A 15,214-nucleotide genomic window follows, 5' to 3' on the forward strand; every position below is an offset into this window, starting at 1 on the left:
GCGCAACTCCCGTTTTATGGTAAGCCCCCTACCTGCGGTAACGAGAAAAACCGCATGTAGGGGGCTTATCTTGTGTGACCATAAAATCCGAGGGGCGCATGCTGCCCCGGGCAAAAGGGCTCTCTCCCCTACTCCACCATCTCGGTGGGCCAGGCGCCGTCCTCGGGCATGGTGGCGTTGCCGGAGGCCACGTCCTCGGGGATGCGGCTGTCCATGGCCATGAGCTCGTTGATCGTCACGAACTTGTAGCCCTTGTCCTGGAGGTTCTCGATGATGCGCGGGAGCGCCTCGAGGTCCTGGTCACGGTTGCCGCCGCCGTCGTGCATGAGGATGATGGCGCCGGAGTACGCGCCGTTCGTGCAGTTGGAGACGATGGCGTCCGCGCCGGGGAGGGTCCAGTCCTCGCTGTCGAGGTTCCAGATCACGGAGGCGGAGAGCGTCCCGTTGGAGTCGAGCCAGGTCTGGTTGTTGAAGTCGCCGTAGGGCGGGCGGATGACGGTCGTGGCGCCGCCGCCCGCGCCCTCGATGGAGTCGAAGGCGTCGGAGATCTCCGAGCGGAGCGTGTCGGCGTCGAGCGTGGAGAGCGGGTCGCCGTGGCTCTTGGTGTGGGAGGCGACCTGGGAGCCCTGGTCCTTGATCGCCTTCACGAGGTCAGGGTTCTTCTCGGCCGCCGGGCCCAGGCAGAAGAACGTGGCCTTGATGCCGTACTTGTCGAGGATGTCCAGGTACTTCTGGGTGTAGTTTGCGTTCGGGCCGTCGTCAAAGGTGAGGGCGATCACCTTGGAGCCGTCCTCGGGCTGCGGGTTGACGCTCTCGATGACCAGGTTCTGGACGGGCTCGGTCTCCTCCTTGAGCGCGGTCTCGCCGGAGGTGTCGCCGACCATGTAGATCGCCTTGCCCGCCTTGGGCCACTGGGCCACGTAGGTGACGGCGCCGATCTTCTCGTAGGGCTCCATCTTGGGCTGGGTCTCGCGCTCCTCCTCGTGGTAGGGCTCCGTGACGTCGGCACCGTCGCCGAAGACGATCTCCTCGTTGCCCTTGGCGCGGAAGGCCTCGATCTGGTCGGCGTCGAGCTCCTTGCCGTTGACCGTGGCCGAGAAGGGCGCGCCCTCGCCCTCGGTGAGGACGTTCCCGCCCACGGAGACGAGGTCGCCCGGGGCCACGCTGATCTCCTGGGCCTCGGCGATGTCCGCGAGGGTGGCGTCCGCGCGGACGCTGACGAGCGCACCGTCGACCTTCACGTTGACGGTGCGGTTGATCCACAGAAGGACGCCGCCGCCCACGACCGCCGCGAGGACGAGGATCGCCGCGAGCGTGAAGCCGAGCGAGCCGCGCGAGGACCTCTTCTTGCGCGCCGACGCATAGACGTGTGCCGACGACCTGCTGTGACCATACGAAGCGCCGCTGCGGCGGGGCGTGCCCCTTCTGCTGCTCATGACCTGCTGCCCTCTTGTCCTACTCGAAGGTGACGAATCGAAACAACGGCTCCCAGCGTATCAGTTTGCTGAGGCAAACAAGGTGACACTCCGGTCACTCAACCCCATTTCACAAGCCAAACGCCGGCCTCCCGCAGGCGGGTGCCTAGATCCTGGACACGAGCTCGTCCGTCGGGCGGTGCGCGGCGTGGTTCGCCGAGGGCTCCGCGCCCTCCGCGGGGTAGCCGACCGGGAAGAGCGCCACCAGGTCGTAGCCCTCGGTCTCCGGGAACGCCTCGTGGACCGCCGGCGCGTCGAAGTGCCCCACCCAGGTGGTGCCCAGGCCCAGGTCGTGAGCGGCGAGCATGATGTGGGTGCCCACGATGGACGCGTCGACGTCGGCAAAGTTGCGGCCGTCGTACTTGCGGGTCCACGCCTCGTCCGCACGGGCGCCGAGCATGAGGATCACGCGGGCGCCGAACGAGAAGCGCGTAAGGGCCGAGAGGCGCTCCACTGCGTCCGGGCTCTCCACGACCCAGAGGTGCCAGGGCTGCCTGTTGACCGCGGTGGGCGCGGCGACGGCGGCGTCCACGAGCGCCTCGATCTTCTCGGCCTCGACGGGCCGGCCCGAGAGGTCGCGGCAGGAGTAGCGATCGTGTGCGAGCTGCAGGAAATCGGTCATGGTCCCTCCCTTATGTCGGCATGGTCCGAGTATAGCCGCGCCGCGCTAGAATGAATGCCCGCACGAGAGGAGACGCATGAGCGCAGCACCCGCACCCGAGGCCGTCGACGAGGGCCCCAACGCACCCGGCTCGCTGGGGCGCCTCATTCCCTGGCCCGACGACGAGACCTACCCCGACATCCCCGCCGAGGAGGCGCTCGACCTCTTCCTGGGCTGGGTGGACGCGCGCGGCATCGAGCTCTGGCCGCACCAGGAGGAGGCGCTGTTGTCGCTCGCAGCCGGCGACCACCTGATCCTGGGCACGCCCACGGGCTCGGGCAAGTCCATGGTGGCGCTGGGCATGTGCTTCATGAGCGTGTGCACGGATAGGCGCGCCTACTACACCGCCCCCATCAAGGCGCTGGTGAGCGAGAAGTTCTTTGACCTCGTGAATCTCTTCGGCCGCGAGAACGTGGGGATGATCACCGGAGACGCGGCCATCAACGCGGAGGCGCCGATCATCTGCTGCACCGCGGAGATCCTGGCGAACCAGGCGCTGCGCGAGGGCGAGAAGTGCGACGTGGGCTGCGTGGCCATGGACGAGTTCCACTTCTACGCTGACCCGGACCGCGGCTGGGCCTGGCAGGTGCCGCTGCTCACGCTGCCGAACGCGCAGTTCTTGCTCATGAGCGCGACGCTCGGCGACACCTCGTCGATTGCCGCGGCACTCTCCGAGCACACGGGCGGGCGCACCGTGGACACCATCGCGGACGCGCCGCGCCCCGTGCCGCTGTCGTACGAGTTCGTGGACACGGCGCTCGAGGGGACCGTCGAGCTGGCGCTGCGCGCGGGCGAGGCGCCGCTCTACATCGTTCACTTCTCGCAGGACGCCGCGCTGGCGAGCGCACAGAGCCTGGCCAGCTACGGCGTCTCCACCAAGGAGCAGCGCGAGGCCATCAAGGACGCGATCAAGGGGACGCGCTTCACCACCACCTTCGGAAAGACGCTGCAGCGCCTCCTGGGCTGCGGCGTGGGCGTGCACCACGCCGGCATGCTGCCGCGCTACCGCCTTCTGGTGGAGAAGCTCGCGCAGCAGGGCCTGCTGCCGGTCATCTGCGGCACGGACACGCTGGGCGTGGGCATCAACGTGCCGATCCACACCGTGGTGCTCACGGCGCTCTCGAAGTTCGACGGCCGGCGCATGCGCCACCTGAACGCGCGCGAGTTCCACCAGATCGTGGGCCGTGCCGGGCGTGCCGGCTTTGACACTGAGGGCCACGTCATCGCCGAGGCCACCGAGTACGACATCGAGAACGCCCGGGCCCTGCGCAAGGCCGGCGGCGACCCCAAGAAGGCGCGCAAGGTCAAAACCAAGAAGCCGCCCGAGGGCTTCGTGGGCTGGAACAAGCAGACCTTCGAGCGGCTGGTCGCCGCCGTGCCGGAGCCGCTGCGCCCGCGCATGAAGGTCACGCACTCGATGGTGCTCGCCGAGGTCGAGCAGGGCGGCGACGCCTGGACGCGCGTGCACCGGCTGGTCGAGGAGTCGGCGCAGCCCGAGGCGGAGAAGGCCGCGCTCGCCACGCGCGCGGACGAGATCTTCGCCACGCTGCTCGACGCGGACGTGGTCACGCGCGAGGAGCTGACCGACGGCGGCGCGTCCTGGTCGACGACCGTGGACCTGCCGGACGACTTCGCCCTGGACCAGCCCCTCTCGCCGTTCCTGCTGGCCGCGCTCGAGCTTCTGGACCCGGAGTCGGAGACCTATGCGCTCGACGTCATCTCCATGGCGGAGGCCACGCTCGAGGACCCCTGGCAGATCCTGCGCGCCCAGCAGCGCGTGGCGCGCGACCGCGCGATGAGCGAGATGAAGGCCGAGGGCATAGAGTACGACGAGCGCATGGAGCGCCTGCAGGAGGTCACGTGGCCCAAGCCGCTCGAGGAGCTGCTCGAGCCGGCCTTCGAGCAGTACTGCGAGCAGGTGCCGTGGGCGCGCGACTTTGCCCTCTCCCCCAAGTCCGTCCTGCGCGACATGGTGGAGACCGCGAGCGACTTCAAGGAGTACATCGGCCGCTACAACGTGGCGCGCTCCGAGGGCCTGCTCCTGCGCTACCTCTCCGAGGCGTTCCGCGCGCTCGACCGCACGGTGCCGCTCGAGAAGCGCGACGAGCGGCTGCGCGACATCATCGCGTGGCTGGGGCTCGTGGTGCGCACGGTGGACTCCTCGCTCGTGGACGAGTGGGCCACCGCCGGCGAGGGCACCTCCGAGGGTCTCGACGCCGCGCCGCCCGCCGCGGACGAGGTCGTTCGCGACCGTCGAGGCCTCACGCTGCTCGTGCGCAACGCGCTCTTCGCCCGCGTGCGGCTGGCGGCGCACGGGCGCGCGGACGAGCTCGGCAAGCTCGACGGCGAATGGGGCTGGCGCATGCCGGTGTGGCAGCAGGCGCTGGACCGCTTCTACGAGGCGCACGAGGAGATCCTGCTGGACGCCGACGCCCGCAGCGCCGCGTACTTCTCGATAGACGAGAAGGACGAGCGGTCCGCACACGTCTGGCACGTGCACCAGGTCTTCCGCGACTCCGACGACGACCGCGACTTCGGCATCTGGGGCGACGTGGACCTCGACGCCACGCAGGACGAGGGCGCCGTGGTCTTCTCGGCCTACCGCGCCGGCTTCGTGGACGACGAGTAGGAGAAGCCGACACCGAGATGCCACTTGTCAGCAGATTCGGGGGGCGCACGAACCCAAAACGGCGCCCCCGCCAGCAAGTCGCCAGCGGGGGCGCCCCCGAGAAAAGGAGCCGGCGCGCATGGCAGAGTTCGCGCGCCGGGCGGGTCGGTATTGAAACCTAGCCCCTGACCTCGCGGACCAGCAGCGCCGCTTCGCGCGTAAGCTGATACATCCGGTCAAAGTCGCCGGAGCGGATGAGGTCGGGCTTGACCATCCAGGTGCCACCGCAGGCAAGGACGGCCGGGCACTCGAGGTACTCGCGCAGGTTGGCGGTGGAGACGCCCCCGGTTGGCATGAAGCGGTGCCCCACAAAGACCGAGGCGAGCGCCTTGATCGTCGCCAGGCCACCGTACTGCGCGGCCGGGAAGAACTTGGTGACCGCAAGCCCCTTGTTCACGAGTGCCGTGACCTCGGTAGGCGTGACCCCGGCAGGAAGCACCGGCACCTCGTTTGCCAGGCACCAGTCCACGACCTCCATGTTGTACCCCGGGGTCACGATGTAGCGCGCGCCCGCATCCACGGCGCGGCGCGCCTGATCGAGCGTGAGCACCGTCCCGGCACCCACCATGAGGTTCGGGCGCTTCTCGCTCATCTCCCGGATGGCGTCGGCGGCACAGGCGGTGCGGAAGGTGACCTCTGCCGAGGGCAGCCCTCCCCTCACGAGCACGTCCGCCACCGGCAGCGCGTCCTCCACGCGGTCGAGCACGACCACCGGGACAACGCCAACCCTCTCGACGTCCTTGTAAAATGCATCCATATAGCCCATGGGAAGTCCTCTCGTCTTGCCGTTTGCAACTAGGCCTAGCGAGCCACGCGCAGGCCCGCCCCCTTCGCCGCCACGGCCTCGATCTCAGCCTCGCTCACCAGGTTGGAGTCCCCGGGGATGGTGAGCTTGAGCACACTCGCCGCGATGGCGTACTCGCTCGCATGATCGAGATCGTAGCCGTGAAGAAGTGCGTGGATGAGGCCGGCGCCGTAGGCGTCACCAGCGGCCACGCCCTCGAGCACGTGCACGTGGTGCACGGACGAGAAGTGCGCCGTGCCGCCCGCGTAGACCATGCCCATCCAGTCGGAGTCCTCGACGGAGCGGACGTCGCGAATGACGGAGGCCACCATCGAGCAGCCGTACTCCTCGCAGATCTGGCGCGCCATCTCCACGTAGTCCCCGCGCTCCTCGATCCCGTTCGCGAGCGACCCGGAGACGCAGGTCATCCCCAGTGCGGAAGGCGCGTCCTCGTCGTTGGCGATGCAGACGTCAACATATGGGAGCAGGCGCCGCATGACCTCCTGCGCGCGCTCCGGGCTCCAGAGCTTGCCGCGGTAGTTGAGGTCGCAGATCGTGACAATGCCGCGCTCCCGACAGGCGGCGAGGGCGTCCTCGCAGGCTGCGGCCAGCTCCTCGGAGAGCGCGGGCGTCACGCCGGAGAAGTAGAAGGCCCCCACGCCGTCAAGGACGCTGTCCCAGTCGAACGCGGAGCGCGCGGCCAGGGAGAGGGCGGAGTACTTGCGGTCGTAGACGCAGCCGTTGGAGCGCATGGAGGCGCCGACCTCGAAGAAGTAGCTCCCCAGACGATCCCCCTCGCGCACCACGCGCGTGACGTCCACCCCATAGGCCACGAGCGAGCGCAGCGCGCAGTCGCCGATGCGGTTGGGCGGAACAACCGAGACAAACGCCGCGGAGTCTCCCTGGAAGGCAAGCGAGAGCGCGGCGTTGGCCTCGGCGCCGCCGTAGCGCACCTCGAAGCTCGTCGCCTGCTCCAGACGCTGGTTGTCGGGCGGAGAGAGCCTCATCATGAGCTCTCCGAAGGCAAGGACGGTGGTGCGCTCGCTCAGGTCGTGCATGCCGCTCAGCTCCTTCTGTCTGCAACTTTTCCGTAGTCACCGTGCTATTGTGAACTGGTTTACCAGATTCTGCGAGAAAATCATAGAGCAGCGACGGCGAGCAGTCCAACGCCCTTCCGTGAATGTACCGAAAATCTAGGTATTTCGCCGTCTCTGTTCTTGACAAAACTGGTTTACCTACCATACTTAAGCCATAAAGCCGGCCAACTTACGCCACAAACCGGCAGCAGACCGGCAGAAGCCGGACGAAACGAGGAGGATCAATGGCAGAGCAGTACGCAGACCCCAGCACCTTCAGCATGGACAGCTTCCGTCTTGACGGCAAGGTTGCGCTGGTCACCGGCGCCTCCTATGGCATTGGCTTCGCCGTCGCCACGGCGCTCGCCAAGGCCGGCGCCAAGATCGCCTTCAACGACCTCAACCCCGAGAAGAAGGAGATGGGCGAGAGGGCCTACGCCGACGAGGGCGTCGAGGCCAAGGGCTACGTGGCCGACGTCACCAAGGTCGACGAGGTCGAGCAGCTCATCGCCGACATCAAGGCCGACTTCGGCACCACCCCGGACATCCTCGTCAACAACGCCGGCATCATCAAGCGCATCCCCATGCTTGAGATGAGCGCCGAGGACTTCCGTCAGGTCGTTGACGTTGACCTCAACGCCCCGTTCATCGTCTCCAAGGCCGTCCTTCCCGGCATGATCGAGAAGGGCCACGGCAAGATTATCAACATCTGCTCCATGATGAGCGAGCTCGGTCGCGAGACCGTGGCCGGCTACGCCGCCGCCAAGGGCGGTCTCAAGATGCTCACCCGCAACATCTGCTCCGAGTTCGGCGAGCACAACATCCAGTGCAACGGCATCGGGCCCGGCTACATCGCCACGCCGCAGACCGCGCCGCTGCGCGAGACCCAGCCCGACGGCTCCCGTCACCCGTTTGACCAGTTCATCTGCGCCAAGACGCCCGCTGCGCGCTGGGGCACCCCGATCGACCTGATGGGCACCGCGGTGTTCCTTGCCTCCGACGCCTCCAACTTCGTGAACGGCCAGGTCGTCTACGTCGACGGCGGCATCCTCGCCTACATCGGCAAGCAGCCGCAGTAGGCCGCTCGCCGATTCGCTTTTCCGCGCCGCGGGGACTGCCATGCGCCCCGCGGCGCTTTTCCTATCGATGGGAGGCCACATGCCACAGCTCACCCTCAGCCTCGTCGGTGCGGACGGCACCGTACGCGGCACCTCCACCGGAGAGGACCTCGTCCAGCTTGACACGCGCTACGCCGAGTACCAGCCCGGCGACGTCCTCGTACTCGAATCAGGCGAGAAGAACGTCGAGCTCGAGGTCATGCTCGACGAGTCCCTGCCCCCGAGCGTCGTCTACCTGGCGGACGGCCGCCTCGAGTTCCCCATCCCCTTCGAGGCTGCGCGCGACTCCTACCCCAGCCACGCCTTCCTCGGCGACACCCACTGGGGCTACGCGCGCGTGCTCGACCCGCGCGAGCGCTCTTCCTGGCGCAACCTCGCCCTCAACTCGCACGACCTCGAGGGCGCCGACGGCATCTACCCTCACGCCTCCACCAACTCGGGCGCCACAAATCCGCGCTTCATCGCGCGCAACGCGATCGACGGCACCTGGCAGAGCATTCACCACGGCCGTTGGCCCTATGAGTCCTGGGGCATCAACGGCCGTGACGACGCCTGGCTCCAGGTGGACTTTGGCCGGCCGGTCCATGCGGAGGAGGCAGTGCTCGTGCTCCGGGCGGACTTCCCGCACGACACCTGGTGGGAGCAGGCGACGCTCACCTGCTCGGACGGCTTCGAGACCACGGTGCACCTCAAGAAGACCGGCGTGCCCCAGCGCTTCTCGCTCGGTGAGGTCGGGCGTGACATCGAGTGGATTCGTCTCTCCGACATGGTGAGGGCGGACGATCCCGCGGAGTTTCCCGCACTCACTCAGCTCATCGTCATGGGCACGCTGGGATAGCCCCGGAGACGATCTCAGCCGGGAAGCGATTTCAAAGGAGCTGCGGGCCGCCGAGAACAACCTCGGCGGCCCGTCCGCACGCGAAGAGAAGCCCCCGCGCGACGCGACAGCGCCTACGCGCGAAGTACAGTGAGCTCGCGCCTCTCGCCCATACCGTGAACCACCACGGCCTTGGCATGGAAGCTCACACCCTCGCAGGCAAACGCCTTCACGCCCGTGTAGGCCTCACCGTGGAAGAACGCCACCGTGTAGAACTCGTCCGCGCCCACCTCAAAGCGCACCGCCTCGGCGAGCGCGGTGTCAACGGGCTCGGAGCCGCCGCGCAGCACAGGCACCGGGCTCACGCGCACGCGCCCAGATGCCATCCACCAGAGCTGGGAGCCCCGCTCGGCAAACCCGGAGCGCACCTCGACGAGAGCAGCATCGCTGAGCACGTTGTAGTCGAGCGAGATCTGCTCGGAGCCCATCGAAATCGACCCGGTCGAGCCAAGCACGAGCTCGCCGGCGGCACAGCTCACACGGCACGCCTCGCCGCCCGGCGCCACCCTGACCCCCGGATCAAAGTGAAAGCGCGAGACCAGCTCGTGCTCGCCCTCGGCCAAGGCCTCGTCCGCGCAGATCCAGACGCCGCAGTCCAGCGCCACGAGCTTGCGAACCAGCACGTGCAGAGGATCGTGCCCCACGAGCGCGCCCTCGAAGTAATGCGCGCCGCCCGCGTGGCGAGCGTAGGTCTTGAGCGGGTAGCCAAAGTCGCTGTATCCCCAGCTGCCCTTGGGCACGCAGCTCGATCGACCGTCCAGAAGCGCAACGTTGTGTGCGCGCGGCCCCTTGAGATAGGGGCGTACCGGAGAGTCCTCGCGATAGGTGAATCGGCCGGCGTCCACGAGCACGGGCGCACCCTGGTAGACGACCGTCACGTGCAGGTTGTCGGAGTGCCCGTGGCCCGAGCCCAGCGGGCCGGACGAGAAGACCGTCATATTGGCGTCTGCCCCCCAGGACGAGCGCGCCACAAAGAGCCCGGAGTCGACGCCGTCGAAGACGAGCGGCAGCTCGGCGCCCGCCTTGCCGGCGCATGCCGCGAGAGCGTCCTCCACGTCGCAGCCGAAGGCGAAGAGGTCGCCGGCGTCGAGCTGGGTGCGACCGGAGGCCCGGGCGAGTGCCGCATCGCCGAGCACGCCCGCGCACAAGGCGAGAAGCCCGCGCACGTCCGTGCGGTCGGAGTCGCCCTGCGCGTCGATGCAGCCATCGGGCATCATCTGCGCCGCGAGGCCGTGCGCCAGGCGATCGGTGGCACCGCGCAGCCCGAGCGGGGCCTCGATGCCCCGCGCCTCCAGCACGTGCAGGGCGCGCAGCGCGTAGAGCAGCACCTCGACGTGATACATCGTGGACTGCTCCCAGTCTATTCCGTCGGGATAGACCTGGGCCGCCATCTGGGACTCGGCGCGCCCCTTCGCCCAGGCCCAGTCCGGGTCGGACTCCGGGTCGTCCCCGATCGTAGCCAGCACGGTGAGGATGCCAAGGGTCTGGATACTGCCCCAGTTGCTTGTCTCGTACTTGGGCAGGTAGCGCTCGCGCAGCGACGCGATCTGGGTGCGAATGCTCCCGAGCGTCCTCTCCAGAAGCTCGTCCGAGAGCGCACCCGCCGCATCCAGGGTGGGCAGCACCGTGGCCCACGTGCGGATGCGGATGCCGGTGTCGAGCGTGCGCGTGGAGAGTTCGGGCACGATCGCGGGATGCGCCTCGACCCAGGACCCGATGAGTGCCGCCGCCTTCTCCGCGTAGGACGCCTCTCCGGTGACCAGCGAAGCAAGCGCAAGGTCCTCGAGGAAGTCCATGCGGTTGAGCATGAAGCACCACTCCTCGTCGTCGTTGTTGACGACGTTCCAGTCATAGGCGCCCTTCGGCAGTGCAAACGGCACGCGACAGCGCTCCATGTCCCACGTCTTTGAGAACGTGTAGGTGTCCGCCATGACCTCCTGAGCGCGGGCGAGAAGAGTGCTGGGGTCGCGGTCGGCGAGCCGCTCCCCCATCTCACCCACCCGCATCAGCGCGGCTGCCTCCCTGAGCTTCGCGCGAGCGGAAACGATGTCCATGTCCTGCCCCTTCCCGTGAAACCAAGCGGGCGGCGCCGTCCCGCACCTGGGACCGCGCCGCCCGCATCCGAACGAACAGTCAGCTATGCTCCGAGCAGCCGCCCAACTAGACGAGGATGCCGCACGCGGAGAGGGCGACGCCCACGACGACCGTCAGAATGACGAGCTGGTAGGTGTTCCAGTTGCGCTTCTTGATGAGATAGAACATCAGGAGCATGTAGAGCACCGGCAGAAGCGACGGGGCGATGTTGTCGAGCATGCCCTGGATGCTCACCGTGGACTGCTTGACGCCCTCCTCGGCGGCACCGGCGGCGAACTCGATGTTGACGTTCATCTTGACGAACGAGACGGCGAGGCCGGTGATGACCGTGACGCCGACCATGCTCGCGCACTCGGAGATGAGCGCCATGGACTTGCTCAGCTTGTCGATAACCGAGGTGCCGAGCTTGTAACCAAGGTTGCACATCGCGAACTTGATCGCGAGCAGGGTGCCGTTGATGGCCAGCCAGAAGCCCACCGGGGCAAAGGCAAGGCCCTGCTGCGCCAGCGACGAGAAAATCGTCGAGTAGAGCGGCGCGAGGCAGAACTGCGACAGCGAGTCGCCGATGCCAGCGAGCGGGCCCATGAGGGCCATCTTGAGACCACGGATCTCGCTGTAGGGGATGCCCTCGTCGGCCATGGCAAGGTGCAGAGAGGTCACGAACGGCAGCAGGTTGGGGTTGGTGTTGTAGAACTCGCAGTTATCGGCGAGGTCCTTGCACAGCCCCTCCTTGTCGCCCCCGTGAATCTTCTTGAGGGCGGGGTAGACCACGTAGGAGTAGCCGTTGCCCTGGTAGTTGCTGTAGTTGAAACCGTTCTGAAGCAGCCAAGCGCGAATCATCGTCTTGGTGTAGTCGCTCTTGACGAGCTTCTTCTCGTTAGATCCAGTCATCGTGGCTGACCTCCTCAGCAGCGGCAGCGGGCTGAAGCTCCTCCTGCTTCTTCACGTCAAAGTAGCGCTTGAGCGCGAACACCAGGCCGACCATGGCGATACCGACCGTCGGGATGCCGAGGTAGGCGGCGCAGATGTAGCCGAGCAGCGCAAAGGGGATGAACTCCTTGGTGAGCATGACGCTCAGAATCATCGCGAAGCCGATGGCGGGCAGCATGCCGCCGGCGACGGAGAGGCCGGTCGTGAGCCACGCGGGAATGGCCTCGATGAGGGCCTGCAGCGGGCCCATGGCGACGCAGGCAAAGAAGCCCAGCAGGAAGCCGCAGCTGGCGAACAGGATGACCGTGATGTTGCAGACGAAGCGATACTTGCCGAGCTTGCCGGCCTCGAGGGCGCGGGCAGCGGCCTCCTGGTTGCCGGAGCAGGCCGTGTAGATGGCGGTCTGCAGGAACTGGATGGCAACCGCGAACGGGATGGAGAGGGCAAGCGCGCTCTCCGGGGTGACGCCCTCGGTGGTGATGGCCATCAGGGTGCCCACGATGCCCGGGCCGATGGCGTTGGGCGGCACGGTGCCGCCGGCGCCGACGCCAAAGCCCATGAAGGCGAGCTCGGCCACCGCGCCGACGCCGAGCGCCGTCGGGATGTCACCGAGGATGACGCCCACGCCAAACGCCAGCACGAGGCTGCGGTTGGTGTAGATGCCGAACAGCATGCCGCTCCAGCAGACCGCTGTCCAGAGGCCGATAAGAACGGCCTGGATGATCGAAATCTCCACGTTCCCTCCTTTTACAAGATCCTACTTCCGCCCGCCTGGCGACGGGCACAGGCCCAGCAGGAACTACTTCCTGCAGAACTCCATGATGTCGACCTCGACCGAGCCGTCGGCGCCCGTGGGGGTCGTGCGGGTGTTGAACGTGATGCCGTACTTGTCGGCCATCTCGACGAAGGCCGCCTTGTCCTCGGGACCGAGGAAGATCGAGCGGGTGACCTTCTCCTTGCCCTCGGCGTTGTGGATGTTGCCCACGTTGATCTCGCCGGTGGGCACGCCGCCGGCCACGAGCTTGAGCGCGTCCTCGGGCGTCTTGACGATCAGGAAGATCTTCTGGTCGGGCGCGGCCTTGTGGATGATGTCGATGGTCTTCTGCAGCGTGAAGAAGCGCATCGCGATGTTGCCCGGGATGACCGTCTTCATCAGGGTCTGCGCCATCTTGTCGGCGGCGGCGTCATCGTTGGCCACGATGACGGTGTTGACGCCCAGGGACTTGATCCAGAGCTGGCCCTGGCCATGGACCAGGCGCTCGTCAATGCGCGTCGCGACGATGTTCGGTGTTGCCATGTCCTTCTCCTCCTACCAATACGGGTTCCAGCTCTTGGCGCTGCGAACCAGTGCTTCCATGAAGTAGTAGTCGCCCCAGATGTTGCCCTCGTCCACGCCCTTGCCGGAGTGCCAGCTGTAGACGCCGTGGTAGATGATCGGGCGACCGGGCGTGTGGTCGTCTGAGGTGTACGCGTTGATGAGCGAGCGCATCATCTGGGCCGTGACGCCCGCGTAGACCGGAGCGTCGGGGTCGTCGACGGGCAGCATCGGCGCGACCTCCATGAAGCCGCAGGCGGCTGCCGCGGCGGCGCTAGAGTCGCGCGACTGCCCGGAACCGTCACCGAAGATGAGGTCCCAGTAGCAGATGGAGTCCTCGGGCAGGCGGTTGACGAAGTAGTTGGCCATCGCGCGCCAGGTCTCGAGGTACTTGCGGTCGTTCAGGTGACGCATGTTGAGGGGGATGCCGTAGATGCCCCACGCCTGGCCGCGCGCCCATGCGGAGTCGTCGTTGTAGCCCTGGCGGGTGGCGCCGTGGTCGGGGCCGCCGGTCTCGGGGTTCATATAGAACGTGTGGAAGGCGCTGCCGTCCGGTCGGATGATGTTGTCCACGGTGGTGTCGAAGTGCATGCGGCAGACGTCGCGGTAGCGCGTGTCGCCCGTCTCCTCCGAGGCAAAGTAGAGGATGGGGAGGTTGAGCATGCAGTCGATGATGAAGCGGTAGTGCTCCGGGCTGTCCATGGGACCCCACGCCTGCAGGAACTTGCCCTTGGGCTGCCAGCGCTCCATGAGCTTGTCCGCGGCCAGGAGCGCGGCGGCGCGGGCGTCCTCGCTGCCGGTGAGGCGATAGGCGGCCACGCACGAGGGCACGTAGAGGAAGCCGAGGTCGTGGTGGTCCAGCTCGATGCGGTTCTCCACGCGGTGCTTGAGGCTGGCAACGTTGTCCATGGCGCGCTGGCGGTACTTCTCGTCGCCCGTCATCTCATAGGCGAGCCAGAGGAGGCCGGTCCAGAAGCCGTCCGTCCACTCGATGTTCTCGATGATGGGATACTGGAGGCCCTTGGTGGCGGACCAGGGAAACTTGGTGCCGAAGTAGTCGAGGTTCGCGTCAATCTGTGCGAGGCAGCATGCCAGGCCGCGCTCGACCTCCTCCTTGGTGAGGGGCTCGACGCCGAGCCATCGGTCGCAGTCGGCGATCTCCTCGGTGCTCACGTAACCCATCCGTTCCGTCCCTTCCGCGCCCTCTTGCGCCGGTTCGGCCGCGCCTCCTACAGTTCGTGGTGAACAGCTTCTTATAAACCGGTTCACTAGTCAAGACTTATAAGAATATACAGTTAATTGCGCAAGTTAATATCTCATTTTGGCTTCCGAACGGAGAGATTTCTTCCGTGAACGGGTTTACTAAGCTTAAATATTGACAAACTGGTTTATTAGCACAATTCTAAGAGCACACGTCCCCGTTGGGACAAGCCGTCACCACCCAGGTAAGGAGCCCCCATGAAGATTGCCCTCATCAATGAGAATAGCCAGAACGCCAAGAACCCCATGATCGAGGCCGCGCTGCGCAAGGTCGTCGAACCCATGGGCCACGCCGTCTTCAACTACGGCATGTACGCCGAGGAGGGCTCCAACCCCCTCACCTACGTTCAGAACGGCATTCTCTGCGCCGTGCTGATCAACTCCGGCGCCGCCGACTACGTGGTCACCGGCTGCGGCACCGGCGAGGGCGCCATGCTCGCCTGCAACAGCTTCCCGGGCGTGCTCTGCGGCCACGTCGCCGACCCGCTTGACGCCTACACCTTCGCTCAGGTCAATGATGGCAACGCCGTGTCCATGCCCTTCGCGCTCAAGAACGGGTGGGGCCAGGAGCTCAACCTCGAGTACACCTTCGAGAAGCTCTTCGGCTTTGGCTCCGGCAACGGCTACCCCGCCGACCGCGTGGTCCCCGAGCAGCGCAACAAGAAGATCCTCGACGGCGTGCGCGCCGCCGCCTTCAAGCCCCTCACCGAGATTCTTGACGCCCTCGACCCCGAGCTCGTGCGCGGCGCCCTCTCGGGAGAGCACTTCCAGGAGTACTTCTTCGCCAACGCAACCGACGAGGCCATCGTCGCCAAGGTGAAGGAGATCCTAGGGCTCTAGTCGTACCGCCCATAGGAGCTCGACCCTCGCTGCCCCTCTTTCTGAGGGGCAGTTTTTATGAACGCCATTCGGCAGCCGCACTCCCGTCGACCATGTGGGGGAAGACGTGTATCTTG

At 66.6% G+C, this 15,214-nt stretch carries 13 protein-coding genes; 4 read left to right on the forward strand and 9 right to left on the reverse strand.

Going from position 1 to position 15,214, the window contains the following annotated elements:
- Positions 1-128: 128 nt before the first annotated feature.
- On the reverse strand, positions 129-1,436 hold the full coding sequence (locus INF26_RS05885; RefSeq protein ID WP_193529861.1) for a polysaccharide deacetylase family protein: 1,308 nt from the start codon (positions 1,434-1,436) through the stop codon (positions 129-131).
- Positions 1,437-1,581: 145 nt separating this feature from the next.
- On the reverse strand, positions 1,582-2,097 hold the full coding sequence (locus INF26_RS05890) for a nitroreductase family protein (protein ID WP_193529862.1): 516 nt from the start codon (positions 2,095-2,097) through the stop codon (positions 1,582-1,584).
- A gap of 76 nt (positions 2,098-2,173) precedes the next feature.
- Between INF26_RS05890 and INF26_RS05895 the strand changes: the two genes are divergently transcribed.
- Entirely contained in the window at positions 2,174-4,765 is a 2,592-nt protein-coding gene (locus tag INF26_RS05895) for a DEAD/DEAH box helicase (RefSeq protein WP_193529864.1), read from the forward strand.
- A 157-nt stretch (positions 4,766-4,922) separates the two neighbouring features.
- On the opposite strand, the gene eda is transcribed toward INF26_RS05895, so the two are convergent.
- Complete coding sequence (eda, locus tag INF26_RS05900) at positions 4,923-5,570, reverse strand: bifunctional 4-hydroxy-2-oxoglutarate aldolase/2-dehydro-3-deoxy-phosphogluconate aldolase (protein WP_226371899.1); 648 nt, start codon at positions 5,568-5,570, stop codon at positions 4,923-4,925.
- 35 nt (positions 5,571-5,605) lie between these two features.
- Entirely contained in the window at positions 5,606-6,646 is a 1,041-nt protein-coding gene (locus INF26_RS05905; protein WP_193529865.1) for a sugar kinase, read from the reverse strand.
- A 263-nt stretch (positions 6,647-6,909) separates the two neighbouring features.
- Between INF26_RS05905 and INF26_RS05910 the strand changes: the two genes are divergently transcribed.
- Complete coding sequence (locus tag INF26_RS05910) at positions 6,910-7,743, forward strand: gluconate 5-dehydrogenase (RefSeq protein ID WP_269747151.1); 834 nt, start codon at positions 6,910-6,912, stop codon at positions 7,741-7,743.
- Positions 7,744-7,822: 79 nt separating this feature from the next.
- Positions 7,823-8,620: a carbohydrate-binding protein gene (locus tag INF26_RS05915; protein ID WP_193529867.1), complete on the forward strand. Its 798-nt coding sequence runs from the start codon at positions 7,823-7,825 to the stop codon at positions 8,618-8,620.
- Positions 8,621-8,733: 113 nt separating this feature from the next.
- Here the strand turns inward: INF26_RS05915 and INF26_RS05920 are convergent, their stop codons facing one another.
- From INF26_RS05920 to INF26_RS05940, 5 genes are all read right to left on the reverse strand, one after another.
- Positions 8,734-10,713, reverse strand: coding sequence for a heparinase II/III family protein (locus INF26_RS05920; RefSeq protein WP_193529869.1), 1,980 nt, complete (start codon positions 10,711-10,713; stop codon positions 8,734-8,736).
- 106 nt (positions 10,714-10,819) lie between these two features.
- Positions 10,820-11,644 (reverse strand): PTS system mannose/fructose/sorbose family transporter subunit IID, encoded by an 825-nt coding sequence (locus INF26_RS05925; protein WP_193529870.1) that lies wholly within the window; start codon positions 11,642-11,644, stop codon positions 10,820-10,822.
- On the reverse strand, positions 11,631-12,419 hold the full coding sequence (locus INF26_RS05930) for a PTS mannose/fructose/sorbose/N-acetylgalactosamine transporter subunit IIC (RefSeq protein ID WP_193529872.1): 789 nt from the start codon (positions 12,417-12,419) through the stop codon (positions 11,631-11,633). Before INF26_RS05930 ends, INF26_RS05925 begins: the two co-directional genes overlap by 14 nt.
- A 63-nt stretch (positions 12,420-12,482) precedes the next feature.
- The gene (locus INF26_RS05935) at positions 12,483-12,980 is read right to left on the reverse strand and encodes a PTS sugar transporter subunit IIB (protein WP_193529873.1); all 498 of its coding nucleotides are present in this window, start codon (positions 12,978-12,980) and stop codon (positions 12,483-12,485) included.
- A 12-nt stretch (positions 12,981-12,992) separates the two neighbouring features.
- On the reverse strand, positions 12,993-14,180 hold the full coding sequence (locus INF26_RS05940) for a glycoside hydrolase family 88 protein (protein ID WP_193529874.1): 1,188 nt from the start codon (positions 14,178-14,180) through the stop codon (positions 12,993-12,995).
- Between the two features lie 276 nt (positions 14,181-14,456).
- Between INF26_RS05940 and INF26_RS05945 the strand changes: the two genes are divergently transcribed.
- Complete coding sequence (locus INF26_RS05945) at positions 14,457-15,098, forward strand: RpiB/LacA/LacB family sugar-phosphate isomerase (RefSeq protein ID WP_193529875.1); 642 nt, start codon at positions 14,457-14,459, stop codon at positions 15,096-15,098.
- Positions 15,099-15,214 lie beyond the last annotated feature (116 nt).

The organism is Thermophilibacter gallinarum (assembly GCF_014982725.1).
Taxonomy (GTDB): Bacteria; Actinomycetota; Coriobacteriia; order Coriobacteriales; family Atopobiaceae; genus Thermophilibacter; species Thermophilibacter gallinarum.

What these genes read in the sequence shown, in the direction of transcription:
- INF26_RS05895 (WP_193529864.1), top strand. Translation starts at nt 2,174, where the DNA reads ATGAGCGCAGCACCCGCACCCGAGGCCGTCGACGAGGGCCCCAACGCA.
- INF26_RS05915 (WP_193529867.1), top strand. Translation starts at nt 7,823, where the DNA reads ATGCCACAGCTCACCCTCAGCCTCGTCGGTGCGGACGGCACCGTACGC.
- INF26_RS05945 (WP_193529875.1), top strand. Translation starts at nt 14,457, where the DNA reads ATGAAGATTGCCCTCATCAATGAGAATAGCCAGAACGCCAAGAACCCC.
- INF26_RS05885 (WP_193529861.1), bottom strand. Translation starts at nt 1,436, where the DNA reads ATGAGCAGCAGAAGGGGCACGCCCCGCCGCAGCGGCGCTTCGTATGGT.
- INF26_RS05935 (WP_193529873.1), bottom strand. Translation starts at nt 12,980, where the DNA reads ATGGCAACACCGAACATCGTCGCGACGCGCATTGACGAGCGCCTGGTC.
- INF26_RS05925 (WP_193529870.1), bottom strand. Translation starts at nt 11,644, where the DNA reads ATGACTGGATCTAACGAGAAGAAGCTCGTCAAGAGCGACTACACCAAG.
- eda (WP_226371899.1), bottom strand. Translation starts at nt 5,570, where the DNA reads ATGGGCTATATGGATGCATTTTACAAGGACGTCGAGAGGGTTGGCGTT.
- INF26_RS05905 (WP_193529865.1), bottom strand. Translation starts at nt 6,646, where the DNA reads ATGCACGACCTGAGCGAGCGCACCACCGTCCTTGCCTTCGGAGAGCTC.
- INF26_RS05910 (WP_269747151.1), top strand. Translation starts at nt 6,910, where the DNA reads ATGGCAGAGCAGTACGCAGACCCCAGCACCTTCAGCATGGACAGCTTC.
- INF26_RS05890 (WP_193529862.1), bottom strand. Translation starts at nt 2,097, where the DNA reads ATGACCGATTTCCTGCAGCTCGCACACGATCGCTACTCCTGCCGCGAC.
- INF26_RS05940 (WP_193529874.1), bottom strand. Translation starts at nt 14,180, where the DNA reads ATGGGTTACGTGAGCACCGAGGAGATCGCCGACTGCGACCGATGGCTC.
- INF26_RS05920 (WP_193529869.1), bottom strand. Translation starts at nt 10,713, where the DNA reads ATGGACATCGTTTCCGCTCGCGCGAAGCTCAGGGAGGCAGCCGCGCTG.